Origin of the sequence: Rosistilla ulvae, from assembly GCF_007741475.1 — a bacterium.
GTDB lineage: Bacteria > Planctomycetota > Planctomycetia > Pirellulales > Pirellulaceae > Rosistilla > Rosistilla ulvae.
This window is the reverse complement of sequence record NZ_CP036261.1, coordinates 3,056,017-3,082,767: the sequence shown is the minus strand read 5'-3', so window position 1 is coordinate 3,082,767 and position 26,751 is coordinate 3,056,017. Positions and strand designations below refer to the sequence as shown.

At 58.5% G+C, this 26,751-nt stretch carries 18 protein-coding genes; 10 read left to right on the top strand and 8 right to left on the bottom strand.

The genetic code is table 11. The features are described from left to right. Positions 1–77 precede the first annotated feature (77 nt). Genes EC9_RS10915 through EC9_RS10905 form a run of 3 tightly spaced genes read right to left on the bottom strand, consistent with a single transcriptional unit; the run spans position 78 to position 2,875 of the window. Entirely contained in the window at positions 78–773 is a 696-nt protein-coding gene (locus EC9_RS10915; RefSeq protein WP_145345013.1) for an ABC transporter ATP-binding protein, read from the bottom strand. 3 nt (positions 774–776) lie between these two features. Continuing rightward, entirely contained in the window at positions 777–1,994 is a 1,218-nt protein-coding gene (locus EC9_RS10910; protein WP_145289373.1) for an ABC transporter permease, read from the bottom strand. A 59-nt stretch (positions 1,995–2,053) separates the two neighbouring features. Continuing rightward, positions 2,054–2,875 (bottom strand): hypothetical protein, encoded by an 822-nt coding sequence (locus EC9_RS10905; RefSeq protein WP_145345010.1) that lies wholly within the window; start codon positions 2,873–2,875, stop codon positions 2,054–2,056. 829 nt (positions 2,876–3,704) lie between these two features. Between EC9_RS10905 and arsB the strand changes: the two genes are divergently transcribed. From arsB to EC9_RS10890, 3 genes are all read left to right on the top strand, one after another. Beyond that, positions 3,705–4,970 (top strand): ACR3 family arsenite efflux transporter, encoded by a 1,266-nt coding sequence (gene arsB, locus EC9_RS10900; RefSeq protein WP_145345007.1) that lies wholly within the window; start codon positions 3,705–3,707, stop codon positions 4,968–4,970. Continuing rightward, positions 4,967–5,215 carry a hypothetical protein gene (locus EC9_RS10895; protein WP_145121715.1) on the top strand — a complete coding sequence of 83 codons (249 nt, stop codon included), beginning with the start codon at positions 4,967–4,969 and terminating at the stop codon, positions 5,213–5,215. Before arsB ends, EC9_RS10895 begins: the two co-directional genes overlap by 4 nt. A gap of 80 nt (positions 5,216–5,295) precedes the next feature. Beyond that, entirely contained in the window at positions 5,296–6,870 is a 1,575-nt protein-coding gene (locus tag EC9_RS10890) for an FAD-dependent oxidoreductase (protein ID WP_246106069.1), read from the top strand. 160 nt (positions 6,871–7,030) lie between these two features. Here the strand turns inward: EC9_RS10890 and EC9_RS10885 are convergent, their stop codons facing one another. The 3 genes from EC9_RS10885 to EC9_RS26945 all read right to left on the bottom strand — a co-directional run bounded on the left by EC9_RS10885 (position 7,031) and on the right by EC9_RS26945 (position 12,608). Further along, a complete protein-coding gene (locus EC9_RS10885) occupies positions 7,031–8,899 on the bottom strand; it encodes a hypothetical protein (RefSeq protein ID WP_145345001.1) in 1,869 nt (622 codons plus the stop codon). Next, positions 8,896–9,795, bottom strand: a complete 900-nt coding sequence (locus EC9_RS10880) for a hypothetical protein (protein WP_145344997.1) — start codon at positions 9,793–9,795, stop codon at positions 8,896–8,898. The genes EC9_RS10885 and EC9_RS10880 overlap by 4 nt, the downstream gene beginning before the upstream one ends. Positions 9,796–9,929: 134 nt before the next feature. Next, a complete protein-coding gene (locus EC9_RS26945; RefSeq protein ID WP_246106068.1) occupies positions 9,930–12,608 on the bottom strand; it encodes a sulfatase-like hydrolase/transferase in 2,679 nt (892 codons plus the stop codon). Positions 12,609–12,716: 108 nt separating this feature from the next. On the opposite strand from EC9_RS26945, the gene EC9_RS26460 reads away from it, so the two are divergent. Then, entirely contained in the window at positions 12,717–12,896 is a 180-nt protein-coding gene (locus tag EC9_RS26460; RefSeq protein ID WP_218934724.1) for a hypothetical protein, read from the top strand. Between the two features lie 1,314 nt (positions 12,897–14,210). On the opposite strand, the gene EC9_RS10870 is transcribed toward EC9_RS26460, so the two are convergent. Continuing rightward, positions 14,211–15,551 (bottom strand): sigma-54-dependent transcriptional regulator, encoded by a 1,341-nt coding sequence (locus EC9_RS10870; protein ID WP_145344994.1) that lies wholly within the window; start codon positions 15,549–15,551, stop codon positions 14,211–14,213. 401 nt (positions 15,552–15,952) lie between these two features. Between EC9_RS10870 and EC9_RS10865 the strand changes: the two genes are divergently transcribed. The 5 genes from EC9_RS10865 to EC9_RS10845 all read left to right on the top strand — a co-directional run bounded on the left by EC9_RS10865 (position 15,953) and on the right by EC9_RS10845 (position 24,146). After that, a complete protein-coding gene (locus tag EC9_RS10865; protein ID WP_145344991.1) occupies positions 15,953–18,646 on the top strand; it encodes a PAS domain S-box protein in 2,694 nt (897 codons plus the stop codon). Beyond that, positions 18,643–19,005: a response regulator gene (locus EC9_RS10860; RefSeq protein WP_145344988.1), complete on the top strand. Its 363-nt coding sequence runs from the start codon at positions 18,643–18,645 to the stop codon at positions 19,003–19,005. The genes EC9_RS10865 and EC9_RS10860 overlap by 4 nt, the downstream gene beginning before the upstream one ends. Before the next feature lie 541 nt (positions 19,006–19,546). Further along, positions 19,547–20,509: a universal stress protein gene (locus EC9_RS10855; RefSeq protein ID WP_145344985.1), complete on the top strand. Its 963-nt coding sequence runs from the start codon at positions 19,547–19,549 to the stop codon at positions 20,507–20,509. A 151-nt stretch (positions 20,510–20,660) separates the two neighbouring features. Then, complete coding sequence (locus tag EC9_RS10850; protein WP_145344982.1) at positions 20,661–23,363, top strand: cation-translocating P-type ATPase; 2,703 nt, start codon at positions 20,661–20,663, stop codon at positions 23,361–23,363. A 318-nt stretch (positions 23,364–23,681) separates the two neighbouring features. After that, positions 23,682–24,146 carry a hypothetical protein gene (locus tag EC9_RS10845; RefSeq protein ID WP_145344979.1) on the top strand — a complete coding sequence of 155 codons (465 nt, stop codon included), beginning with the start codon at positions 23,682–23,684 and terminating at the stop codon, positions 24,144–24,146. 100 nt (positions 24,147–24,246) lie between these two features. Here EC9_RS10845 and EC9_RS10840 read toward each other — a convergent pair whose 3' ends face one another. Then, positions 24,247–25,938: an ABC1 kinase family protein gene (locus EC9_RS10840; protein WP_145344977.1), complete on the bottom strand. Its 1,692-nt coding sequence runs from the start codon at positions 25,936–25,938 to the stop codon at positions 24,247–24,249. Between the two features lie 216 nt (positions 25,939–26,154). Between EC9_RS10840 and trxC the strand changes: the two genes are divergently transcribed. Further along, positions 26,155–26,571 carry a thioredoxin TrxC gene (trxC, locus tag EC9_RS10835; protein WP_145344974.1) on the top strand — a complete coding sequence of 139 codons (417 nt, stop codon included), beginning with the start codon at positions 26,155–26,157 and terminating at the stop codon, positions 26,569–26,571. The last annotated feature ends 180 nt before the right edge of the window (positions 26,572–26,751 follow it).

Genomic DNA, 26,751 nt, shown 5'->3' with positions numbered 1-26,751 from the left:
CCCGATCGCCATGATGCATTTTGTCGCAGCATTGTAACGGGGGGTACGCGACTGGTTCAACCTAGTAGTTGACAGATCTACGCGGCACCAACGGTTTGCAGCGACGCGCGGTCGTCGACGATCTTGCCGTTGCGAAGCTTCAAGACACGCTTCGCTCGCTCAGCCGCCGCGGGGTTGTGCGTCACCATCACGATCGTCCGCCCTTCGCGATTGAACTCTTCGAAGTAGCCGATCACCTGCTCGCTCGTCTCGGGATCCAAGTTCCCCGTCGGCTCGTCCGCTAGGATCACCGCCGGGTCGTTTGCCAACATCCGCGCCAAGGCGACGCGCTGCTGTTGCCCCACGCTCAGTTCGGTCGGTTTGTGATGCAAGCGGTCCCCCAAACCAACCCGCTCCAACAGCTCCGCCGCCCGATCGTCGTGGTCGGATTCAGCGGTTCCCGAAAGGTAGAGCGGAATTTGGACATTCTCCATGGCCGATAGATACGGAATCAAGTTAAACGTCTGAAACACAAACCCGATGTTCGCCTTTCGCATCCGAGCGCGGCCGTCGGCATTGAGGTCGTACATCGATTGGCCGTTCAACAACACGCGGCCGGAGGTCGGCGAGAGCATCCCGCCGAGCATCACCAACAGCGAGCTTTTGCCACTGCCGCTGGGCCCGATCAACGAGACAAAATCTCCCTCGGGAATCTCCAGCGTCGCATCGTCCAAGGCGACCACGCTCTGGCCGTGCATCTCGTAAGTCTTCGTTACATTTTCCATCGACAACATGGTTTAAACCTCCTGAAAGGATGTGACGGGATCGAGACGAGCCGCATTGCGAGCGGGAAAGTAGCTGGCCAGTAGAGTCGTGCCGACGGAGATTCCGATCGCCCACAACGCCAGGACCGGCATCGGTAGCACGGGAACGTTGGCCAAGCGTGGCCCGAGCGTGACGGCCAGAGCAGTGCCGATCAGAAATCCGCCCACGCCACCGGCAAATCCCAACAACAACGCCTTGAGCAAAAAGATCCGCAGGATCAAATGCGACTCCGCCCCCAGCGACATCAGCGTGCCGATCTCGCGACGGCGTTCGTAGACGTTAGCGAACATGAAGTTTGCGATCCCCGCCCCACCGATAACCACGATGATGGCAACAAAGATCATCGACAACTGCTCCATCATGCCGTTGACTTTGGTCTGCGTCGCAACGACCTGAGTCACCGTGACAACCTTCGCCTCGGGGAGCAACTTGTTGACGTTGTCGACAAGTCCGGCCGAGATCTCTTTGCAGCAGCCGACGATCTCGATACAGCTGACCACCGCCTCTTTGTCCGCCATCTCTTGCACCGTGTGCAGATGAGCGAAGATCCGCGAATCGTCGACGGTTCCCGTTTCGGGCAACACCGCAACGACGGAGAACTGTTTGCCCATCAGGTCGAGCGTTTGGCCTTCTTCGATCCCCAGGACCGACGCGGTATCCGCGCCGACCAACGCTTCATCGGTCGCCAGATCGTCGATTACGCGATTGCGAACGAGCGTTTTCTTGTCCTCCGGCTCAGCGGCGACGCCGACGTCGATCGCTCCACAACCGATTGGGCGCGAGAAGATCCCGGCGCCACCCCAAGCCGCTTTGGCCTGGAATTCACTCTTGGGCAGGATTCCGGTCAGCGTGAACTGACGCCCTTCCAAGTCGACAGGCACGCACAATTTAGGCGACAGGTTGTCGACGCCGGCGAGATTCGACATCGTCAGCCGCAGGGCGTATTCCTCAGGAATCGTCTCGTTGTGTATATCGGCTGAGTAGTAATCCTGCAGCGTAACCGACTTGGGAAGCACCAAGATGTTGGCACCCAAGCTGTCCATCTCCCGCGCAACAGCCATCTCGGAATAGTAGGTGATGTTCTTGATGGCGATCACGGTGGTGATGCCCAACAGAATGCCGACAAAGATCGTGATCATCTGGCTCTTCCGCTCAAAGAGCTCTCGCCAGACTAGTTTTTTGAGGTTCATGCAGTTGGTCTCCTGACTCTGAATCGATGACTTGGTGTGGTGTGGACAGATCGAGACGACTACTTCTTGGCGGGAGCGCAGTTGCCGCCGGGGCAACATTGCTGGCCGGGAGCGCACTTTCCGTCGGGGCAACAAGATGTACTGGCAGCGGTCAAGCGTTGGATGATCTGATCTTTAGTCGCGTTTTCAGCAATCGTCGCGACCGGCTGTCCCGCAGGCGTCATGACAACCAGCACTCCGTTACCGGCAGAGGCGTCGACCTTCAACGTCTGCAGGAAGCTCTGCTCCGACGCGTCGGTCGGATCGATGTTGACGATCTGAGTCGAAGCGGCGAAGCGTTCGTCCTGCGTCAATTCACGAGCGCCTTGGAAAGCGGTAGCGTCGATGTTTTGCTTCACGAACAACAAAACCAACTTGCGATCCTGCATCGCTTTTAAACAGGCAGCCGTCCCCTGGCTGACGACAGCTTCCCGCAACTGATTTTCGTTGAACGATACCGGCAGCCCTTGGGTGACGGCGCCGTTGGGAGCGATCGCCAGCGAGAGTGGCATCGGAGCGCGACTGACGCCGAACTTTTCGACGATCGATGCGTTGGTAGGATCGGTGATGTTCACGCGGATCGCATTGGCGACATTCGCCATCGCGCCGGTCGCTTGATCGAACACGCCCTGCATCGACTGAGTCTGTTGGTCATCCTGTTTCCAGAAATAGACAAACAGATACTTCCCGTCGCGGGACGCGTTTTGCAACGCCGCGTCGGCGGGGCCAGCGAAGACGGTCGACGTCGTTTGCTGAGCCGTAACCGGAGTTGTTCCGGCCAGTGAGCAGGCGGCGAGAGTCAAAGCGGCGAGCGTTCGAACGTGCGATTTTGTGCGTTTCATCAGACAATCCTTCGGTTGGGGAAACGGAATCCCCTCTGTAGGAACAGAGCGGGATAGCGTTGGGGCAGCGGCTTCACAAAGCATATCCGCCTAAGCGAATACTAATGCTGTATTCGTCCGCGCGCATATAGGAGATTCAGCGGAATTTCGGAAAAGCGGTTGCCAGCGGAGTTTGGCAGGTGACGGCCGAGCGGGATCTGGAGTCCCGGGACGTTGTGTTTTGCGGGCTCGAAGCGATTGCTTGCGCGCTCGACCAAAGGGGATCAGATTTTTTTGGGAAGAGTGTCGCGTTGGCATACTAGCACGAAGCGCAAGCGAGTGATTCGATGACACTTACTCGTTCACTCGCTTGCGCTTCGTGCTTGTATTGGCTTTGCCGCGGAGGCTTGTTGGTCGCCTTTCGCTCCGCGAAAGAGCGATGAGTGCGTAACGCACTTTCGCGGAGCGAAAGGCGACCTTCTTGCACGATGTGCGAACTCGTGGTTCGGTATCACTCGCTTGCGCGTCGTGCAGGTATTGGTTCGCGTGGGCTATCACATCTGAGCGCCCATACTAGCACGACGCGCAAGCGAGTGGTTCGGTGCTACTTACTCGTCCACTCGCTTGCGTCTCGTGCTGGTATTTGGTGCGGCGGAGGGTGCCGTTTGACTTCCGCGGGAAAAGACTGTAGTCTTTATCGTCTATCGCCGATAAGCGGAGTAGAGTGAAGGTGGCGACGGTTTTGTCGCGCCGCGGACAGAGTGTAGCGGACCATCTCTCCCTTTTTTTGAACATCGCAATCGTTTATCGGCGATGCACTGTTTAGCGGAACACGAAGCGAGAAGAGCAAATGGACGAAACATCGAGTTGCCCCGGAAACGACGCGCCGAATTCCGGTGGCGGGATCGGGTTCTTTGAACGCTACCTCACGGTCTGGGTTGGACTGTGCATCGTCGCGGGGATCGTGTTGGGAAAGGTTGCCCCGGGGTTGGCGAAGTCGCTCGACGCGATGGCGATCTATTCCGGAGATGCCCCGGTCGTCTCGATACCGATCGCAATCTGCCTGTTCTTCATGATGTTCCCGATCATGGTCAAGATCGACTTTGGCGAAGTCGTTCGCGCCGGCAAGGCGATCCGGCCCGTCGGATTGACACTGTTGATCAACTGGGCAATCAAACCGTTCACGATGTACGCGATCGCTAGCTTTTTCTTGGGGACCGTTTTCCTGGGGCTGATCGGGCCCGATGCGGTCGATTATGTCAAAGCTCCGTTGGGCGCGGACGTCGAAGTCGGTGCGACCTATGGTGCGGGAGAAGTTGTCCTCGTCGATGGGGTGAAGATGCTGCAGGTGCCGCTGTGGCGCAGCTATCTCGCCGGATGCATCCTGTTGGGGATCGCACCCTGCACGGCGATGGTCTTGGTGTGGGGATATCTGGCCAAAGGTAACGACGGCCACACGTTGATTATGGTGGCGATCAATTCGTTGACGATGCTGGTGCTGTACGGACTGCTGGGCGGTTTCCTGTTGGGAGTTGGCCAGTTGCCGGTCCCGTGGAAGGCGTTGTTGTTGTCGATCGCGATCTACGTCGCCCTGCCGTTGGTGTCCGGATACTTTACGCGGAAGTGGTTATTCGCGACGAAGGGAGAAGCGTGGTTCCGAGATCGGTTCTTGCGATACCTGACTCCCGTCACGACCACGGCGCTGTTGGCGACGCTGGTTCTGTTGTTCTCCTTCAAAGGGGAGACGATCGTCGCGAACCCGCTGACAATCCTTTGGATCGCGATTCCGCTGACCCTACAAACGGTCCTGATCTTCGCACTCGGATACGGGATCTCGAAGGGATTGGGATTCAACTACGAAACCGCGGCACCGACCGCAATGATCGGCGCCTCGAACCACTTCGAAGTCGCGATTGCAACGGCGACGATGCTGTACGGATTGTCATCCGGTGCGGCATTGGCAACTGTTGTCGGCGTGTTGATCGAAGTGCCGTTGATGTTGGCGTTAGTGAAATTCTGCCTGAAGACCAAGGGCTGGTTTGCTGGCGGAACGGGAAACGAAATGAATGAAGCAATCGTAATGCAACCACAGACAAGCTTGGAGGGTGAGCTATGAACGAGACGGAACATAAAACCTGTTTTGGAAAGATCTTCCCACGCCGGGTTGGCTCGGGAGATCCGATGGGTAAAGTTTTTTCGATTCGGACCGACGAGTCGCACGGAATGATTCAGAGCAAGCCGCATATCGAAACCGATATCAAGCAATGGGACGCGTGTCGGAAGTGTCCGGAGTTCGAATCGTGCTACCAGCTATCGATGGCAACGGTCGCAATGGAAACCGCTGTTGCGAACCACTGTTAAGCGTGTGTAAAGCTAACGTCGTTTGGTGGCTTGCTGTATCGACTCCATCGAATTCAACCCACATCATCGAAGGGCACATCATGAATCAGCATCAACCTTCTCGCCGCGACTTCATCCTCGCCAAGGAGAGTCTTTATCCTCCGTCAACATCCCACACAGCTTCCGAGGATGTAGTCCCCGGCGGCGGGGGCTGCTGTGGTTCGGCTCCTATCGGTTTGACCGGTGACAGCTGCTCGACAGCCGACGAGAAACCGGCAGCTAGTTGTTGCGGGACTCCTAGTCCAGCCGAACCGACAACGATTTCAAACATCGCTCCGCTGCCGAAGCCTGCGCCGCAGGCGGAGTCCCAGAACTCGCTTCCCGTCGCCATCATCGGCAGCGGACCCGTTGGGCTCGCCGCTGCGGCAAATCTCGTCGAACGAGGGCAAGACTTTATTATTCTTGAAGCGGGATCAAAGGTCGCCGCCGGCATTCGGTCTTGGGGCCACGTCCGGTTGTTCACGCCGTGGTCCTACCTGATCGACCCCGCGGGCCAAAGGCTGCTGGAGTCGGAATCGAACTGGCAGCAGCCAGAGGGAGCTTACGTTCCCTACGCGGCAGAATTTGTCGAAACGTTTCTCGATCCGCTGGCCGCACACTCGGACATTGCGCCTCACATTCGACTGGATCACAAAGTCGTCTCGGTGTCGCGTGAGGGACACGATCGGATGAAGGACGGCCGTCGCGATGCAGCCGGTTTTATGATCGTTACCGAAACACCGACAGGCCCGCAGCGGTTCTATGCACGCGCGGTGATCGACGCTTCGGGAACTCTGAGCGATCCGAACCCAATGGGAGCGGGTGGCATTCCGGCCGACGGCGAGCAGCAGTTCCAAGCCAACATCCGCTACGGGATGCCCGACATTCTGTGCCGCGACCGCGACCGCTACGCCGGCAAACGCGTCCTCGTTGTCGGTTCGGGACACTCGGCGACGGGTAACGTTTTGAGTCTCGTCGAGCTGGCAAAAGCGTCGCCGTCAACGTTGGTCGCCTGGGCTGTCCGTCGCAGCAACCCGGCCAAACTTTGGGGAGGCGGGAGTGCCGATGAAATCGCGGAGCGTGGTGCTCTGGGGACTCGCGTAAAACAAGCGGTCGACGACGGCAGCGTCTCCCTTTTGACAGGGCTATCGATCGGAGCGGTCAAGCAACATGGCGACGGTCTCGAAATCAGCGACCTGCAGGGGAATCCGCAGGTGGTTGTCGACGAGATCATTGTCTCGGCGGGGTCGCGACCGAACTTGGCCATGCTGCGGGAACTGCGACTGGACCTGGATCCAGCGACCGAAGCGACCCGAACCCTAGGACCTTTGATCGATCCAAACCGCCACAGCTGTGGATCGGTGCCGCCTCATGGAGCGGCTGAACTGCGGCACCCCGAAAGCGGATTTTACGTGGCGGGGATGAAAAGCTACGGGCGTGCGCCGACCTTTTTAATGATGACAGGTTACGAACAAGTCCGTTCGATCGTCGCCGAACTTGCGGGCGATCTCGAGGCGGCTCGCGACGTCCACCTGGAACTCCCATCGACCGGCGTCTGTTCGACCGACCTGGCCTTCCAGGACGATGCCGCGCCATCGTGCGGGACTTCAGCAGGACAAAGCAGCGTTTCGCGTTAAAACGTCAGCGATCGCAGAGCTGCTATCAGTCCGTCTCCTCAAGCTATCGCCGGACATGACGTTTTAAACAAGCCTTCAAACCGTAGGCCACTGGCGCCGAGTCCCTTGCGTCGCAGAGGACTCGGCCATTTACAATGTCGTCGGTGCCGCGGCACCCGCGCTATTTCACCTGGACCGATTGGGCGGGGCTGCCGACATTGGCGTCTTTGATCACGACCGTGTCGGGGCTGTCTTTGCCAACTTTGACGTGGAAGGTTTTGCCTTTCGGAGCCCCGGGAGCAAAGCGTTTTCCGCTGACGCGAACGGTATAGAGGATCTCGCCGTTAGCGGAATCGACCAACTGGACGACCGGTGAATCGACGTCAAACGTCAACTCACCCAGCTGCCCCCAAGAGGGTGGATTGTAGTTGTCGAATTGCGAGATCGTCCGCGGCCAGCCGGGATACTGTTTGGCCGACGGATCGGTGACGTCGACGTTCCGCGGCCAACACTCCATCGTTATCTCGCGGGTCTTTGTGTTCAGGCGGACGATGCCGAAGCCGGCGGCGCGGGTGTTCAGCAGATTGCCGGCGGGCATCTTTTCCGGATTGGCGGCGGCGTAGTTGGTAACCTTGTTGCCGAAGCCATCCAGTTGGTCGCCCGTGTATTCGGGGCTACCCGGTTCGCGGTTCGCGCCAGGTTCCAACGGCTCCCACCAACGCAGATACAGATTGGCGATCGAGGGCACGCAGAACGACCAGACGGCGTCGCGGTATTCATCGACGCCATGATGGAAGAGCGTCGCCAAGTGTTGGTCGCCGGCGTAGTGGAAGGCAAACGCTTTGCGGAGCGATTTCAGGGCCTTGTTGCGGCCGGTTTGTGGCCAGCCGTTGGAGTCCATGTCGGCATGCAGTCGGCCGTTGGCGGCGCCGTGAATGTGAGCTCCGCCGCAGAAGATCGTTTGCGAAAGGGCGACTTTCATCTTCGCCTGATGCCAGTCGGCGGCCCAAGCGTCGAGGAAATCGAGTTGCTGCTGGCCAAGTAGAACCGCGCCGTCGACGTCGACACTGGCCGGGTCGTATTCCGGATTGCGAATGTGGTCGGGGCGCGGTCCCTGCTTAGGAACTCGGCCCGCGGGGCCCGACTTAAATTTGCGGTCTTCGAGGATCGCGAAGTCGATGCCGCCCCAGTTCAAGTTGGTGTAATAGACACCGATTCCTTGCCCGATCTTCCGCGGATGGACAGGATCGGGAAGATGGCTGGTCTGAGCTCGTTCGACTTCCTGCACATAGACTCCCGGTTGGCGATAGCCACCGTCGGCATTGCCGCTGAGCGTCGAGATCTTGCCGTTTTCGCCCCACAAGTTCGGCTGCCCCACATCGTGATCGTCGGGCAGACAAAGGGTCGGTCGGTCTTTGATGATCTCGCCAAAATCGCGGCCAAACTTCAACCACGCGGCGTAGTGACGGTTGTGGTCGTAGACTTGATCGCCGGAGAAGAACAAGACGTCGGCGTCGATTCGATTCACGTTGTCGATCAGGTCTTGGCGAGAGATGTCGCCGCCGTGAGCCGGTTGGATCGAATTGCCGGTAAAGCCAGCCACGACGATCTCATCTTTGTCGACGGGGTTCTTGCGGATGATCCCTTCGTAGCTCGCTTTGAGACCATGCATCACACGATACTTGCGTTGTTGTGCGTCATCCCAGTTCTCGACGCGGAACGGCGCCGTCCAGCCCGTTTCGATCACCTTGGTTTTGGCGACTTCGACCCACTTGCCATCCTTTTCGATTTCCAGACGAACGGTTCGGTCGTCGCTCGATTCCAACGGATACAACTGGGCTGTCAACTTAAGCGTGTTGTCGTGAACGGTGTAGAGCGCGAAACAGATGACTTCGCTACGCTCCACCTCGGGAATCGCCAACAGATTGCGTCTAGGCTTTTTCTTCGTACCGGGCTGAGCCAGCAGCGGCGTGGCGGCGAAGAGCATCGCCAGACAACCGAGAGCAAGTGATTTGTAGAGACCAAGATGGTTGTAGTTTTGCGGCTTCATTCGTTTCCCATTAGTTCGGAGTCAGTCGGCTCTAGTTTATCCAAATTGTCCGTCGAAGGTGGTTGCCGCCACAATAAAAACAGATACAGTGGGATCAAGCAGTGAGGGGCTCGCAGCACCGCTTCGTGCAGGTATTGGTCGGCGCCCCAGTAGTTGAGTCCCCACGACATACCGGCAACTGGCCGGGCGATGGCTGTCAAAAATCCCCAGAGGCTGGCGTACAACGCGGCCGGGCGTCGCAGGTAGGGAATGCAGATCCCGATGCAGACGACAAAATCGAGGACTCCTGCGATTCGCAGCATCGTTTGAGCGGTGGGATATTCGACGCCGAGGATCAGCGTCGTCATGGCATAGAAGTTCCCGGGCGTCGGCCACAGCCCGAGTGCATAACTGCCGTGCCCCGCGAAGGTCAGGATGACGGCGACGATCGCGGTGATCACCGTCGCGCGGTGTCGGGCGCCGAGAGCCAACGCCATGACAAGCAGAATTGGGCTGAGCATCTGCCCGCCGTGTTCGATGAACATCGGCAGCTGGTTTTGCGAGGCGACGTAAGCGGCGTAGCTGAGCACGACCAGCAGGCCGCTGCCCAGAACTAAACCGACCATCTGAAGCCACGACTTTTGGCGGACCGTAATCGTCAAGAGAGTGCAGGCGAGGTAGAGCCACCAGAGTTTGGCGATCCATTGCTGCACGAAGCCATCGTTGAACCCGTCACCAACAAACTCTTCCCACGTCAGCCCCATACACGTGGCGAATTCGAAGGTCGCGTCGTGCCACAGCAGCACGCCGTAGGGGCCCTCCCAGTAATAATGAACCCAGGTCCAACCGGCGAAGCAAAGAAACGCTCCCAGACGGAGACAGAGAGTTGGCAGGTTGATTCGATTCGGTGGAGTCACGTCGGGCCAGGAATAGCGTTTTCGGTTGGATTGATCGGCGGCGTTGATTCTATCAGCTGGCGAATTGGTGTATCAACGACGCCCGGGGCTTCGGTTCGCGCTGACGCGATGGCCAACCGCTTGCGACGGACAATTTATCGGGCCGGATCGCGCGTGTCGTCGTAATAAAGGTCGGGCGTTCGAGAAACGGAGCGACTTGGTAGCGTCGGCAGTGTGTCGGTCGCTGGAGCTTCGCCGCGGAGCACTTTCGCGGCGTGGCCGACCAGTTTCAGATAATGATCGCTGGGCAATCCATCGTACGTCAGAAACTCGACACCTTCGCCGACCGGTGGATCGTTGGTGCACTTAAAGATCGCCGTCCCCTCGTCGACTTCATCAAACATCGCCACGTAGATCATCCGGCTGCCTATCCGTTTCGCCGCCGCAATTTGCGACCACAAGAACTCGCCCTTGAGGCGTGGGATCGCGTCGAGCGGCGCTCCCTTCAGGTTGTGCCAGCTGAAACCTGGATAAACGACGGGCAGGAAATCGATCTCACGATCAGCGCACCATTTCTGATCGGGCTGCCAAACTTGAGCCGCGTGGCGCGACGCTTCTTTCGGTGTTCGATACCGGCCGATCGTCCAGGGACTCAGTACATCGGCCAGATTCAAAACCTCGAGCAATGCCGGATCATCGACTGCGTCGCGCGTTCCTTCACGCCACCAAGAGGGAACGCCCAGCATCACCGTGCATCCATCGGCTTTCAATCGACGGACTAATTCATGGCACTCGGCCAGCGAGTATTTGCGATCGTCGTTGAAACCGACGCCCCAAACTGCCACGACCGGCTTTCCTTCGTGGTGCTGGTAGCCGGGGCTTGTTGTGATTTTTTGTTCTTCCCGAAGCGAACGCCAGTCGTCCCAGACGTTGGCGACTTCGCCAGCTCGCAGACCGCTCAGATCGTACATCACCGCAAACGTGCGGCCATATCGATCCGCTCCGGCGCGAACGTTCTCAAGCACGGCATCCTTCTGCCGCTTGAGTGTTTCATTTTTTAGACCGTTGGCAAACCGCTGTGCAAAGACGCCGTCGATTCCATACTCCTGCATCCACTGGAAATGACGCAGTACCGTCTGCCGGTTTGTGCTGCTGTAGACTTCCGCCACGCGGCCGTCGGCATGCCGAAAACCGGTGGCATACTTTTCCTCGGGGCTGAATTCGCTGAGGTCGGGCCAGAGGTCGACCGTTACGTTTCCGGGAGCAAACGGTTTGCGTGGATTGCGGGCCCAATGAGTCCAGCCCATTTCGTTACCGTCGCCGTCACAGCTGAACCAACCTTGGTAGCCGCACATCACTTTGCCATCGAGCGAACCGGGATCGACGCGCGCGACATCTTTGCTGGCCGCCAGCGGTCGGCTGCGTCCGGATTCAACAATTTGTTTGAGTTGCGCCGTCAAACGAGTGACAATTTCTGGTTTTGCCGCGTAGAGGTTATTCGATTCGCCGAGATCTTTCCCAAGGTCGTACAACTGGCCCGCGGGGTCTCCAGCGCCCGATGAAATCCGCGACGGTTTGCTGAAGCCGCCCGAACCGAGCGCGGTGATCAGTTTCCAGTTGCCCTGACGGATCGTCATCATCGACCGGGCGCCAGGTTGCATCACAAACTCATCTCGCAGTTCGGTTTCGCCGGCGGCTTTGCCGGTCAAAGCCGGGAGGAAGCTGTAGCTGTCGGGAGCCGCGTCGTCCGGCAGCGGAACCTCAAAAAGATCAGCCATCGTCGCCAACAGATCGGTAAAGCAGACAAGTTGTTCGCTCGTACTTCCCGCTGCAACGCGGTTCGGCCATCGGGCGATAAACGGCATCCGGTGGCCAGCTTCCCATGCGTCCCCCTTCATTCCTTTCAGGCCGCCTGTGGAATCGTGATCGAACCGCTCGGTATCGGCGTCGTACCAGACCGGCCCGTTGTCCGAAGTGAAGACAACCAGCGTATCGTCTTCCATTTCCGCAGCCCGCAACGCGTCGAGAACGCGGCCGATTTGATCGTCGACCATCATCAGGAAATCGCCGTACATCCCCGCTCCACTCTTGCCGGCAAAGGCTTCGGAAGGGAGCCATGGCGTGTGGGGAGCGGGATAGGCGAGATAGAGCATCAAGGGCTGCGCGTCCTTCTTGTTCTCTGCGTGTCGCTTGATGATCGACGTCGCTTCTTCGGTAAACCGCGGCAGGACGTCTTTCAATTGCAGATTGGGAGCGATGCCGCCAGCACGCCAGAACTCACCTTGAATCGGCGACCAGCCTTCGCTGCTGTTCGCTTCGATCCGGTCGCTCGGCGGTTGAACGGCTTCGTTGCCACGGATGTAGAAATAGGGAGGGATATCGGTCGAAGCGCGGATTCCAAAGAAGCTGTCGAAGCCGCAGTCGACGGGACCACCGGGCAGCGGTTGGTCGTACCCGTTCTCTTTGAAACCGAGATGCCACTTGCCAACCATCGCTGTTTGGTAGCCCTGGGATTTAGCCAGCGAAGCGATCGTCATCTGGCCTGGTGCGATCAACGGTTGTGTCGGCCAGCGGCTGACGTCGGTGCGAAACGGATAACGCCCGGTCATCAGGCCATAGCGGGACATGTGGCACAACGGTCCCGGCGCATGGGCGTCCGTGAACCGCATCCCGTCGCGGGCTAGCGAATCGATATGAGGTGTCGTAATCTTCGACTCCGGATTGAAGCAGCCTGGATCGCCGTAGCCCATGTCGTCGACAAGGATCACGACGATGTTGGGCTTTGCCGCCGCATCGTCTTCCGCCGCGGCGGGCGTCATCGACTGCAATGCCACGAGGGTCACTGCGAGTGCGAAAATCGAAAATGTTCGCAGGAAAAACGCCGCACAAACACGTCGGGTTTGTTGGCGGGCGATACGTGTCACGAAGGACTTCCGTTGCAAATGTTCCGCAGACATTTGTTTACCAAACTGGTGAAGGGGGGCGAGCCACGCCCGGAGGCGACCTTTAAAGAGACCAGTCTCTTCACTGACATTCGGCAAGTCAATCGAACCATCAATTTTGAAGCGATCATGGTGCCACGGGCTTTGCCCGTGCTGTGCCCCGAAGTCCCGAAACGTTGATCATTGAAACGGTTTCCAACCCAGAAAATCTCCGACGACCGACCAGTGTCGTTGGACACAGAACACGACGTTGCAGAGCCACGACTTTGGCAACTTGGCGGGGTGATGCCAACCTTAGGACTTCGATAGAAAAAGCACTGGAAAAGCCAGTGCCACCCAGGGCCAGGGTGCCACGGGCTTTGCCCGTGCTGTGCCCCGAAGTCACAAAACGTTGATCATCAAAACGGCATCCAAATTCAACAGCCCTTTTCGGCGACCGAACCAATCCTCTTCGAACCAAGGACCTATCGATCGAGATTGATGACGTTGGATACTTGGTTTGGTGATGCCAACCTTGGGACTTCGATTAAATCAGCACTGGCAGAGCCAGTGGCACCCAGGGTCAGGGTGCCACGGGCTTTGCCCGTGCTGTGCCCCGAAGTCCCAAAACGTTGATCATCAAAACGGCATCCAAATTCAACAGCCCTTTTCGGCGACCGAACCAATCCTCTTCGAACCAAGGACCGATCGTTGAAGATTGACGACGTTGGATCATTGGTTTGGTGATGCCAAACTTAGAACTTTGATTAAAACAGCACTGGCAAAGCCAGTGCCACCCAGGGTTCTGCTGAGCTTCGATTTGCAGGACGTTTCGTTGGAGATCGAACACGTTGGAAACTTGGTTCGGTGATGCCCACGTTGGGCTTCGATTAAAACGGCACCGGCAAAGCCAGTGCCACCCTGGGTTCTGCTGAGCTTCGATTTACAGGACGTTTCGTTGGAGATCGAACACCTTGGAAACTTGGTTCGGTGATGCCCACGTTGGGCTTCGATTAAAACAGCACCGGCAAAGCCAGTGCCACCCAGGGTACTGCTGAGCTTCGATTTGCAGGACGTTTCGTTGGAGATCGAACACGTTGGAAACTTGGTTCGTTGAGGCCCACGTTGGGACTTCGATTAAAACGGCACCGGCAAAGCCAGTGCCACCCACCACCCGGTGTGCCACGGGCTTTGCCCGTGCGTCGAGCCGAAGTCCCAAAACGTTGATCATCGAAACGGTTTCCAACCCAGAAAATCTCCGACGACCGACCAGTGTCCTTGGCCCCAGAACACGACGTTGAAGAGCCACGACATTGGCAACTTGGTTCGGTGATGCCCACGTTGGGCTTCGATTAAAACAGCACCGGCAAAGCCAGTGCCACCAGGGTACTGCTGAGCTTCGATTTGCGGGACGTTTCGTTGGAGATCGAACACCTTGGCAACTTGGCTCGGTGATGCCAACCTTGGGACTTCGATAAAAAAACACTGGCAAAGCCAGTGGCACCCAGGCGAGAGCTATTCGCCGATGTCGTATTGCAGCAGCATCCGATACAGCTTGCGGCGGTCGACGCCGAGGGCCTGCGCGGCTTGGGTTTTATTGCCTTGCTCGCGCCGGAGCACGTCGATCAGATGGGCCCGCATCACCGCGTAGATCGAACTGTCTGCGGGGGCCTTTTCGGAAACCACGCTCTTTTTCCGGGACGTCATTTCGGCCGGAAGGTCTTCGATCGTGATGACGCCGTCGTCGGCGAGGATCTGGGCGCGGTCGATCGTATTGATCAGTTGGCGGATGTTGCCGGGCCATTGGCAGTTGAGCAACGCGGCGCGGGCATCGGCTTCGATCTCCCAATCGTTGCCAAGGAAATGATCGATCAGCAATTCAATGTCGCCGGTCCGCTGCCGCAGCGGCGGTAGATTCAGCGGCATCACATTGATGCGGTAGAACAGATCTTCGCGGAATCGATGCTCCGCCACCTCTTGTTGCAAGTCGCGGTTGGTTGCCGCGACGATGCGGACGTTAACGCGGCGCTGCTTATGCGATCCGACGCGGCGCAGCGAACCATCTTCGAGCACGCGCAGCAACTTGGGCTGCAGCGAGAGCGGCAGTTCCCCGATCTCATCGATGAACAGCGTGCTCTCGTCGGCGATTTCAAATAGCCCCGGCTTTGCGGCAGTCGCTCCGGTGAACGCTCCCTTCTCGTGTCCAAACAGTTCGCTCTCGACCAACTGTTCCGGCAGCGCCGCACAGTTGATCGTGACGAGGGGGCGTTGTGCGCGAGGACTGCCGGCGTGAATCGCTTGTGCGACAAGTTCTTTTCCCGTTCCGCTTTCGCCTTGGATCAGAACGGCTTTGTCGGTGGGAGCCACGCGATCGATCAACCGGTAAAGCGTCTTCATCGGTTTCGATTCCCCGATCATCTTGCGATCGGGCGTCCGTCCGCGGTCGATGACTTCGCGCAATCGGGCGTTTTCCATTTTCAGCCGTCTGCGTTCGAGTGCCGCTTTGCAGCGTCGTTCGAGACCACTCATCGAAAACGGTTTGGACAGAAAATCGAAGACGCCGCGGCGCATCGATTCGACAGCCTTTTCGATCGTCCCCTCGCCGGTCAGCACGATGATCTCGGTATCGGGATTTTCTTCGCACATCCGCTGCACGAGTTCCAGCCCGCTCAGTCCCGGCAGATTCCAATCGAGCACGATGATGTCGAATTCACGCTGATCGCATCGGCGGACCGCTTCCTGCCCAGTGGTCGCGTGTTCGACGCTGTGTCCGTGTTTATCGAACCATCGAACGTAGCCTGAGCTGAACTCCGGATCGTCCTCGACGAACAATATATCAAAGGTGTCTTCTGTCATTTCGGTAGTCTATCGCGAATGGCCGATCGTGCGAACTGGCGGATCCAGGGCTGAAACTTTTTTTGCTTTGCCCAATTCCCCGGCATGCGCAGGCGTCCGATTTTCCGGAGGAACCGTACGCTAGGGTGTGCCATTGGATCGCTCAATTTGAAACAAGGATTTGCCTTGCTGGCGGTTCCGTTTCGTGTGAGGACTCTGCCTGTTCCCGCCCCCCAAACCAGTGTTCAGACGTATCCTTCGTCATGGTTAAGATGTCGAATCGCGTTAGAATATTCCGATTCGAATCGAGCCGGTCGTGCACCAGGCATCCCGTTTGACCGTAGCGGCTTCCCGTCATGACCTGGGAGGGAGTTGGCGTTGCGGAATGAGACTTCGATGCATCGAGCGAGAGAGCTGTAGCAATGAATCAACACTTTCAACAACTGGCCGATCCTTTACCTTCGCTTGTCTGGACCTGCCGTCCCGATGGCGAGGCTGATTTCTTCAACCGAAAGTGGCATGAGCGCACCGGACAGTCTCCGGATGAAGCGATCGGTTGGGGGTGGTCGGACGTGATTCATCCCGAGGACCGTGATCGCGTCGTCAACGACTGGGGGAGGATGGTTCGCAATCCAAAAAGCTATGAGTTTCAGACCCGCTATCGAATGGCCGATGGAAGCTACTGTTGGCATCTGGTCCGCGCCGAGCCGATGTTCGACGAAAACAACGAGGTCACCCATTGGTTTGGAATCAGCACCGACATCGACGCGACGCATGTCTCGCAGGAGGGTTCCGAAGCGTTGACCAAGGCGGTGGTCGAATCGGCTGTCGACGCGATCATCACGATCGACCAGCGAGGGACGATCCAGTCGTTCAATCCGGCTGCGGTGCGGTTGTTTGGGTACGCCGCCGCGGAGGCGATCGGTCGCAACGTTAAAGAGTTGATGCCCGAACCGTATCACTCGCAACACGATCGCTACGTCGGAAACTACCTCGCGACGGGCGAGAGGAAGATCATCGGGATCGGGCGTGAAGTGATCGGTCGCCGGAAGGACGGTTCGACGTTTCCGATGGAGCTTGCAGTTAGTGAACTGCAGATCGCGGGGCAGCGGATTTTTTCGGGGATCGTTCGCGACATCTCCGATCGCAAGCGGTTGGAATCAGAGCTGCGTGGTCACACCGAGGTGCTCGAATGTCTGGCGCGAGGCGATTCCTTGGAAAAGGTTCTGACAACTCTCGTCACGTTTGCCGAACGGACACGCCCGGGAACCCTCGGCTGCGTGATGTTGTTGGATCGCGAGAGTGGCACGCTGCGGCATGGCGCGACCGTCGGGCTCGACGAATCCTATTCCAAGGCAATCGACGGGGTTGCGATGGGGGCATCGGCCGGCGCATGCGGGGCTGCCGCCTTCACGGGGCAACGCGTCATTGTCGACGATATACAGAAAAGCCAGCTGTGGGACGATTACCGCGACTTGGCAGCTCGGGCTAATCTACGCGCATGTTGGTCCGAACCGATCGTTTCGTCGACTGGAGATGTTCTTGGGGCGTTTGCGATGTATTGCCACGAGCCTTGCGTTCCAGAGGAGAGTGACCTGACGTTCGCCACGCACTGCGCGAATCTGGCGGGACTGGCCATCGAGCGGGTGCAAGTCGATTTAGCGCAGCGGCGGATGGTGGCGATTGTCGAATCGACCGACGCCGCCGTGATCAGCAATAGCTTGGACAACACGATCGAAACGTGGAACCGAGGTGCCGAGCAGATCTACGGATATTCGGCGGACGAGGCGGTCGGTCAGCCGATCTCGATTCTGATCCCCGAAGACCGACGTGACGAGTTCCAGGAACTGCAGGGGCGCCTGCAGCGTGGGGAGCAGATCGACCAGTTCGAGACCGTCCGTGTGGCGAAAGATGGCCGGCGGATCGACGTGTCGTTGACGATCTCGGCGATCCGCAGTCCCGAAGCAGCGACGATCGGTTACTCGATCATCGCTCGCGATGTGACGCAGCGCAAGCAGACCGAGGCGGCGCTGCAAGAGAGCCAACGTCAGCTGGCGACTTTGGTCAGCAACCTTCCCGGAGCCGCCTATCGTTGTCTCAACGATAAAGACTGGCCGACCGAGTTCATCAGCGATGGTTGCCGAAACTTGAGCGGCTATCCTGCGGAAGACATCATGGCGGGCAGCCCCGAGTGGTTCGATCTGATCGTGCCCGAAGACAGGGAAGCATTGTGGGATCAGATCCAATCGGCTCTTGCGAAGAAACAACCGTATCAAGTGGTGTATCGGATTCGCCATCGCGATGGTCAGCCGCGTTGGATGTGGGATCACGGCCGCGGCGTCTGGGATGCAGAGGGCAATCTGCTGGCGCTGGAGGGACTGATCACCGACATGACAGAATTGCAAATCGCCCGCGAGCAACTGGTCCAATCCGAACGGTTGGCAACGATTGGGCAGATGCATACAGCGATTGCGCACGAGAGTCGCAACGCGCTGCAACGAATCCAAGTTGGAGTCGAAATGCTTGAGTTCGAGATTGTCGAGGGTACGGAAGCGAGTCGAGATCTGCAAAAGATCGCCAACGCAAAAGACGCGCTGCATCATCTGCTGGAAGAGCTACGCAATTACGCGGCACCGATCCACCTGGAACGATCGCCGCGCAAACTCAGCAGCGTCTGGCGGAGCGCGTGGACACAGATCGATTCGGCGCATGCCCACCGCGACGCAGAGCTTATCGAGCAGCCGCAAGGGATCGATCCGGTCTGCGACATCGACGCGTTTCGGATGGAGCAGGTGTTCCGGAACCTTTACGAGAATGCGCTTGCGGCGGGAAGCGATCCGGTTCGGATTCATATCGAATGTTCGTCCGGGGTGTTCAATGGCGCGCCCGGAGTGTGCGTTTCGGTCCGCGATAACGGTCCCGGTCTTTCGGAGGAGCAGAAAAGTCGAGCTTTCGAAGCGTTTTTCACGACGAAATCGAAGGGGACGGGTTTGGGCATGGCAATTGCTAAGAGAATCATCGACGCCCACTCCGGTACGATTGCAGCGGGAAACTGCGACGAAGGGGGAGGTGCTGAATTCAGAATTATGCTGCCCCTGGAAGGAACAGATCCATGACCAAAGTTCTGCGAATCGTCGTCGCCGACGACGAGCCGGAAATTCGCGACTATTTCCGGCGAATCCTGCCACGCTTCGGGCATGAAGTCGTCGGGATCGCAGCCAACGGTCGAGAGCTTGTCGATTTGTGTCAGCGCGAAGAACCGGATCTCGTGATCACCGACATCATGATGTCCGAATTGTGCGGACTCGAAGCAGTCGCCGAGATCCGCAAGACGCAGCGTGTCCCCGTTATCGTCGTCTCCTCGAAAGACAAACCCAAAAACGATAGTTGGGGATGCGTCGACGAATTCCTCGTCAAACCGATCCGCAGCAGCGACCTTCAGGCAGCGATCCAACGCGTCCTTTCCGCCGTCTGACCCCTGGCAGACGCATCCTGCGATTCGGAATCCCCAGCCGCGGATTGCTCGATCGGGAATGCCTCTCCCACCTTCTGGCAACGACCGAATCCCAGCTCGATGCTCCGGCTAGCGGAGCCCCAAAGTGCGCCCCATTGGACCGCGGTGAGAGGGCAACAAGGGATCTCGTTCATCGCGCGAGCGATTGAGCTCAGCAAAGGCCCTCAATCGCTGTGATATCGCGAAGAAATCCCCCCCGAATCTTCCACAACTTGCCGCAACGCAGGCGTATCGCTAGCCAGAGGTTGCAATAAGGCGGAGTTGGGAAATCTCGATGAATCCGCCCATGAACACCAGCCCGCGGGGCCCTCTGGAATCGCCAGACAATCCCCAATGAGGCGCGCAGTGTGTGACAAGGACGCACAGTAGGCGACGTGCTTGTCAGATCCCGCCCCCCATCCACTTAGCACCGCCAAAAATTTCTATTGGCACAACGGTTGCTTAACGTAAAGCAGATTCGCCGCACATCCGTTCTCGACGCTCCAAACGCAGGCCGCACTTCATGAAACGATTTCGGAACATTCTCATTGCTCTCGACACGCGCAGCACCACACATCCCGCATTGGACTGGGCGCTCTCGGTCGCCGTGCCCAGCAAGGCGCGGTTGACGCTTGTCGATGTGCTGCCCGATCTTTCCTGGATCGCACGGAACGTCGTCCCGCATTCGGAAGCTCATCAGCAGTTGATGCTCGACGACAAGCAGCAGAAGCTCGAAGAGCTCGCCGAACCGATTCGCAAACAGGGACTGGACGTCACGACAAAAGTTCTGCGAGGCAAGACGTCGCGAGCGCTCTGCGACGAGGTCTTCCACGCCGACCACGATCTGCTGGTTCGTGTGACGCGAGGAACAAACAGCCGCAGTTCCGCCTTCTACGGCACCACCGGCAGCCGTCTGATGCGGAACAGTCCTTGTGCCTTGGCGCTTATTCACCCGAACTACGCAGCGTCATCGGGGCGGATCGTCGCCGCCATCGATCCCGCGCGGAACAATTCGGCGCACTACAAGATGACGCGCGAAGTCCTGGACCTCACGAAGTCGCTCGCGGAATTGCAGCAGAAGGAAATGCACGTCGTGCATGCATGGGTGCTGTTTACTCCGACGCTGTTAAAGTCGACCTTCTCTGCGAACGATCTCGCCAACTTCCGCAAAAGCTCCGAGGCGGATATCGCGAAAGAGGTCGATGAGGTGCTCGAACCGTTCGGATTGAGCCATCGGGATCGCCGCGTCCATTTGATCGAAGGCAAAATCGAAGCGGGAGACTCCGTCGCCAAGTTTGCAGATGAAGAGAACGTGGAGATGATCGTCTTGGGAACGATGGCGAGATCGGGAATCGCCGGAGCGCTGATCGGCAACACGGCTGAACGTGTTCTCGAGTTGGCGAAGTGTTCGTTGTTGACGATCAAACCCGATGCCTTCATTTCGCCCGAATCGGCGGCGGATGACGACAACCAAACCGGCAGCTGATCCCCGGCGGGATTTGCGCTCGCTCCACCGGACTTTCATTTCATAGGCAAGAGACATGCCGCCCTGGACACGCTTGGCATTCTTGCAGGCGTATCGATTTGCAAATATTGACAGCAGAGATCACGGACGACAAACGTAGGCTAAAAGCAAGATGAACAACGATCAAACGATGGCTGCATGGCACAGCCTCGATGCGGACTCTGCGTCGCAACTATTGGATGCGACGCAACGTGGGCTCAGCCGAGCCGAAGCGGAACAGCGACTGGAAAGATACGGCCCTAACCATCTGCCACAAAAGCCGCCGACTCCGCTGTGGGCGATCGTGCTGCGTCAGTTCCGCAGTCCGCTGATCTACATCCTCGCGCTCGCGGCGATCGTTTCGGTTGCGATGGGAGATGTCAAAGATGCCGCATTCATCATGGGCGTGCTGGTGCTCAATGCGATCATCGGCTCCTACCAGGAATGGAAGGCGGAACAGAGCAGCCACGCCTTGAAAAAGTTGTTGCAGATTCACGCCACGGTGCAGCGCGATGGCGAAGTGACCGAGATCGATGCCGAAGGTGTCGTCCCCGGCGACGTCGTTTGGCTGGAATCGGGAAACCGGATTCCCGCCGATATCCGTTTGATCTCGGCTCACGGCTTGGAAGCGGATGAATCGTTGTTGACTGGCGAATCGTTGCCGGTGACGAAGGATGCAAATTGGGAGGGTCCCGAAGCGACGCCGATTGCCGATCGCTTGAACATGACCTACGCCGGATCGATCGTGACGCGAGGTCGCGGCAAGGGCTTGGTCGTCGCCACCGGCAGTGCGACCAGCGTCGGCCAACTGGCGCTCGACGTGCTGAGCGACACCGGTGGCAGCCCGCCGCTGGTGGAGCGGATGGAGCGGTTCACGCGTGCGATTGCGATCATCATGTTGGTCGCCTCCGCCGCGATCGGAACGATGGGCGTTGTGTTGGGCGGCTATTCGGTGGGCGAGATGTTTACGTTCGCCGTGGCGTTGGCGGTGGCGGCGATTCCCGAAGGCTTGCCCGTCGCCATGACGGTCGCTCTGGCGGTTGCCACGACGCGGATGGCCAAACATGGTTTGATCGTGCGGCGTTTGACAGCCGTTGAAGGACTGGGCAGCTGCACTCTGATCGCGACCGACAAGACCGGAACGTTGACTTGTAATGAGATGACGATTCGCGAAATCCACGCTCCCGACGGAGCGGTCTTTCAGGTGACTGGCGAAGGCTTTATTCCTTCGGGCGAAGTCTTGCAGGACGGCAAGCCGGCGAGCCAAGAGAGCGGCACGACGCTTGTCGAGCTAGCCCGCGCGGGAGTCCTTTGCAACGAAGCGGATCTGCATCCGCACGATGGAACGTGGAACTGGCGGGGCGATGCTGTCGATGTCGCATTTCTCTCGCTGGGGCACAAAGTGGGGTGCGACCGAGAGCGTACGCTCGATGCGCACCCGCAGGTGAACCAGATTCCATTTGAGTCGGAACATCAATTCGCGGCGGTCTACAATCGCGTCGACGACGGTGTGTCGGTCTTCGTCAAAGGTGGACCCGAACGCGTGCTGGAGATGTGCAGCGAAGCGAGCCACGCGAATTTTGACCGTCAGCAGTTGGAGCAAACCGCGACGCACATGGCCGAACAAGGCTATCGAGTGCTTGCGTTGGCCGACGGTCACGTCGAGGAACCGATCAGGCCGGAATCGATTCCTGCAAAGCCGACCAATCTGCGCTTTCTTGGCTTCGTCGGTATGATCGATCCACTGCGTCCGGGGGTGAAGGAAGCGGTGAAGGATTGCGCCGATGCGGGCGTCTCGGTTTCGATGATCACCGGCGACCATCGCGTCACCGCGCTGGCGATCGCGCGGCAACTGGGGCTTGCCGAAGACGAGTCGCAGGTCATGACCGGTGACGAACTGTTGGGGAAATCGCAGGAGGAGATTGCCGAGGCGGTCCGCCGCGTGCGCGTCTTTGCTCGCGTCGCCCCGCGGCAGAAGCTGGACATTGTCGAAGCGGCTCGCAGTGCTGGGCACTTCGTCGCCGTGACGGGCGACGGAGTCAACGACGCGCCGGCGCTTCGAGTTTCCAATATCGGCGTTGCGATGGGCAAGAGCGGCACCGATGTGGCTCGGGAAGCGGGCGAACTTGTCATCAGCGACGACAACTTTGCCACGATCGTCAGCGGTGTCGAACAGGGCCGCGTCGCCTACGACAACATTCGCAAAGTGATCTACCTGTTGATCTCCACCGGTGCGGCCGAGTTGGTGCTGATGACGTTGGCCATCGCCACCGGCACTCCCTACCTGCCGCTGCTGCCCGTGCAGATCCTGTGGCTGAATCTGGTCACCAATGGAATTCAAGACGTTGCGTTGGCGTTTGAGCCGAACGAAGGGGGCGTGCTGAAACGCAAGCCTCGCTCGCCGTCGGAACGCATCTTCGATCAATTGATGATCGAACGAACCGTCGTCGCCGCGCTAGTCATCGGCGGGATCGGGTTCTTGACGTTCCGATGGTTCCTGCCCGAAGGCGCCACCGAGGCGCAAGCCGCTTCGGCTCGCAACGCATTGTTGTTGCTGTTGGTTTTGTTCGAGAACGTTCACATCGGCAACTGCCGCTCGGAAACCAAGTCGGCGTTCTCGCTATCGCCACTGCGAAGCCCGATCCTGCTGGGCGGAACGCTCGCTGCGTTCGGAATCCACTTCATCGCCATGCACACCAGCTTGGGGCAATCGCTGCTCGGCGCCGAACCGCTGCCGCTGCATCAGTGGGGCGTGTTGTTGTTGCTGGCGTTGACCATCCTGCCGATCATGGAGCTGCACAAATGGAGCTGGGCGAAACGTCACCCACAGACGTAGCCTGACCGTGCAACGCGGTGGCATCCATTTGTCACCGCGTTACGAATCAACCTGTCGCGTCGGAACGACGATGCGACAGGTTAGGGAGCGCTCGATCATCCGGCTGATTGCCACACCCCCGAAGCGATGGTAGCATTCCACCAGAGTGACCGCCGTCCTAGCGGCGTCCGGTATCCGCCTGCATGCGATAGCTTGGGGCGGTAGGCTGCGTCTATCGACACGAAGCAAAGTCGTTGCCGTCGTCATCGTTTTGAAATAGCAGTTCCAACGCCGCGATCCGATCGGTGCGGCCATTCTCCGTTGAGCCCAAAGATATTCATGAACTATTCCGTTAAGTGCGAATGCGGAAACTTGCTGATTGTGCGTTCAAGTGACGCGGGTTCTCGAAGGCCGTGCACTTGTGGCAACGAGGTCGCTGTTCCTCCGCTGAGCGTCCTGCGTCAGTCTCCTCACATCGAGGCGGAGACCGACACGCCAGAAAAACAAACCAGTCATCCTCTGTTGTTTTTTGGGATCGCGCTTGTTGGGGTCTTCATCGTTGGTTTCCTTTCACCACCTGCGCTGATGCCGCTGGGGTGGCTGATGATCTTTGCGGGGCGGGTATGGTTTTCCATGCAGATCCTGGCCGAGATGGCGCTTCCCAACGCGCTGTTGGTCTTCTTCGTCCCCTTCATGCCGACCGTTTTTCTGTTCAAGCGATTCGATATCGCCTGGAGGCCATTTTTGTTCGGCGTGTTCGGGATAGTTGTCATGCTGATCGGCGCTGCGGCATCCGCGCAATAACAGCGGTTCCAGCAGGTCGATGTGCAATCGAGCCAGCAGGACGGCCAGGCCGAAGCGTCTCCGCAATCGGCGCAGTCGCTTGGCGGTGTCCGCTGGGATGTTAATCGTCGCTCGAATATCGCGACGATCGGCGGACGTCGCGCCAGATCCCGGTCCCCATCGCGATCGCGATCGCGCAGCCGAAAAATCCTGGGATCGAAAAGCCACGAATCGTGGGCGGAACCTCGCTGCTGCACATCGACGCAGATCCGACAAACAACGCGGCGGTCAGGAGCCCCATCACCAGCCGGTTGACGATCGGTTCCAAGCGGCGATGTTGCAGATGCACGTCGAACTTGCCACGCTTGAAGTTGTCCAAGATTTCAGCGGCATCTTTGGGGAGGATTTCGACAAGGTTTTGCCAGTTTTCGGCGTTCGATTTCAGCCGCCCATAGAGGTTCTTGGCGGAGAAGCGGTGGAGCATCGCTTGCCGGCCGTAGGGCTTGATGATTTCGGCCAGGCTGAAATCGGGGCTCAGTTGTTGCGACGTGCCTTCGAGCATCACGAGGACCTTCAACAGCATCGCAACCTTGGCGGGCAGGTAGATCTGATGTTCGCGGATGATCTCGATGACTTGGTGCAGGCAACCGCTGAGGTCGAACTCGCTTAGCGATTGATGGGCGTAGTCATCGATCAATTCCTGGATCGCACCTTGCATCGCAGCTTCGTCGAAGTCGCGTGGAACTTCGCCCATACGCGCAACGACTTGGGTGAGTTTGGCAGAGTCCTGACCGACGGCGGCGATAAGCGCCGTTTCCAGAGCGTCTCGCAAGTTTTCGTCGATCCTGCCGACCATGCCGCAATCGAGCACCGCCAGGGCCGCGTCGGTTCCGCCTTGGGTTGCGTCGTCGGGAGTCAGCACGATCAGGTTTCCCGGGTGGGGATCGGCATGGTAGAACCCATCGCGAAAGATCATCTCGACAAACAGATTCGCTCCCCGGCGGGCGATCACGGGGAGGTCGAGCCCCGATTGGTCTAGCTGGTCCTTTTCCGATACGCTGATCCCATCGAAGTGTTCCATCGTCAGCACACGCCGCGAGCTGAGTTCGGGATACGGTTTGGCGAACCGCACCTCGGTATTCTTCGCGAAGTTTCGGCGGAAGGTTTCCATGTTCCGCATCTCGCGACCGAAGTCGAGTTCTTGCAAGAGCGTTTTCTGGAACTCCCGCGTCGTTTGAACGGGACGATATTGCCGCAGCCGCGCCGATTGTTGCTCGCCTAGTTCCGCAAGCTTGAGCATGATTTCCAAGTCGTTGACGATCCGGCGTTCGATGCCCGGATGTTGCACCTTCACCACGACCGCTTCGCCATCGTGCGTTGTCGCTCGATGGACTTGGCCAACCGAAGCCGATGCCATCGCGGTGGTGTCAAATTCGGCAAACAGTTCCTCGACGCTTCCACCCAGCTCCGATTGAATCGCCTCGATCACCGCGGCCGGAGCGTCGGCGGGCGTGTTCGCTCGCAGCTGGGCCAGTTCATCGGCGAGCGTCTGGCCGACCAGATCCGGGCGGGTGCTGAGCACCTGTCCCAGTTTGATATACGTGGTACCCAGTTCGGTCAACGCGAGACGGATCCGTTCTTCGGTGCTCAGGTCCGCATCGTCTTGGTCGGGCGAATTGCGGCGCAATCGATCGAGCCAAGGGAGCGGCGCGTTGGAAAGCCAATCGGCCAATCCATGTTTGGCCATGACGGCGACGACTTCACGGAACCGGTCCGCATTGCGAACCAATTGAGGGACGTCGATAATATCCATGTCTTGTGTGCCTTCGGTCGAGTAGAGCTTTGATGTCTTGGTTGGGCGAGCGACAGTTTAGCAGAACGCACGCTGCAGACGATAAGCCCTCGTCGTGGCTGGCTGATCGTCGTTCGCGACGGGACGTCTTGTATCAAAGTTGTATCCGCCGGGACAGTCTGCCGAACGCAATTTGCTCTTTCCCGCTACCCAATTGGTTCGATAGGAATCTGAGTCATGAATTTAGTATGCGCCGCATGTGCGGCAGTGAACCGAGTACCCGATTCGAAGTTGGCCGACAGTCCCATCTGTGGCCGTTGCAAACAGCCGTTGTTGCCATCGCAACCGATCGATCTGACCGAAAGCTCCTTCGCCAAGTTCATCGCCAAAACCGACGTGCCGGTACTCGTTGACTTCTGGGCTCCCTGGTGTGGTCCCTGCCGGATGATGGCGCCAGCGTTTGCAGAAGCCGCTGCACAGCTTTCGCCGAACATCCTGCTTGCCAAGCTGAACACCGAACAGGCGCCGACGACCGCAGGTCAGTTCGACATCACGGGAATCCCCACGATGATTTTGTTCAAGTCAGGTGCCCCCGTCGCGCGACAGTCGGGCGCGCTGAACGTCCAACAAATCGTCGCGTTCGCAAACAGCTAGTGCAGCGTCAACACAAAACATTTGCGGTAGTGGACGAGGCCACGAATCCTTTCACGCCACAGACTATGGGGACTCGTGACCTCGTCCACGACCATCCGTCCTATATATCAAGGTTTGACAAACCACTAGCGTCTCGCTGTCGATGATTCTCTCCGCTCGGTGGAGGCTGGTGGTGGCGAC

Excerpts from the sequence above, each read along its gene's own strand:
- EC9_RS10845 (WP_145344979.1), top strand. The coding sequence starts at position 23,682 with ATGAACTATTCCGTTAAGTGCGAATGCGGAAACTTGCTGATTGTGCGT.
- EC9_RS10840 (WP_145344977.1), bottom strand. The coding sequence starts at position 25,938 with ATGGATATTATCGACGTCCCTCAATTGGTTCGCAATGCGGACCGGTTC.
- EC9_RS10895 (WP_145121715.1), top strand. The coding sequence starts at position 4,967 with ATGAACGAGACGGAACATAAAACCTGTTTTGGAAAGATCTTCCCACGC.
- EC9_RS10885 (WP_145345001.1), bottom strand. The coding sequence starts at position 8,899 with ATGAAGCCGCAAAACTACAACCATCTTGGTCTCTACAAATCACTTGCT.
- EC9_RS10865 (WP_145344991.1), top strand. The coding sequence starts at position 15,953 with ATGAATCAACACTTTCAACAACTGGCCGATCCTTTACCTTCGCTTGTC.
- trxC (WP_145344974.1), top strand. The coding sequence starts at position 26,155 with ATGAATTTAGTATGCGCCGCATGTGCGGCAGTGAACCGAGTACCCGAT.
- EC9_RS10905 (WP_145345010.1), bottom strand. The coding sequence starts at position 2,875 with ATGAAACGCACAAAATCGCACGTTCGAACGCTCGCCGCTTTGACTCTC.
- EC9_RS10910 (WP_145289373.1), bottom strand. The coding sequence starts at position 1,994 with ATGAACCTCAAAAAACTAGTCTGGCGAGAGCTCTTTGAGCGGAAGAGC.
- EC9_RS10850 (WP_145344982.1), top strand. The coding sequence starts at position 20,661 with ATGAACAACGATCAAACGATGGCTGCATGGCACAGCCTCGATGCGGAC.
- EC9_RS10915 (WP_145345013.1), bottom strand. The coding sequence starts at position 773 with ATGTTGTCGATGGAAAATGTAACGAAGACTTACGAGATGCACGGCCAG.
- EC9_RS10890 (WP_246106069.1), top strand. The coding sequence starts at position 5,296 with ATGAATCAGCATCAACCTTCTCGCCGCGACTTCATCCTCGCCAAGGAG.
- EC9_RS10870 (WP_145344994.1), bottom strand. The coding sequence starts at position 15,551 with ATGACAGAAGACACCTTTGATATATTGTTCGTCGAGGACGATCCGGAG.
- EC9_RS26460 (WP_218934724.1), top strand. The coding sequence starts at position 12,717 with ATGTTCCGCAGACATTTGTTTACCAAACTGGTGAAGGGGGGCGAGCCA.
- EC9_RS10860 (WP_145344988.1), top strand. The coding sequence starts at position 18,643 with ATGACCAAAGTTCTGCGAATCGTCGTCGCCGACGACGAGCCGGAAATT.
- EC9_RS10855 (WP_145344985.1), top strand. The coding sequence starts at position 19,547 with ATGAAACGATTTCGGAACATTCTCATTGCTCTCGACACGCGCAGCACC.
- arsB (WP_145345007.1), top strand. The coding sequence starts at position 3,705 with ATGGACGAAACATCGAGTTGCCCCGGAAACGACGCGCCGAATTCCGGT.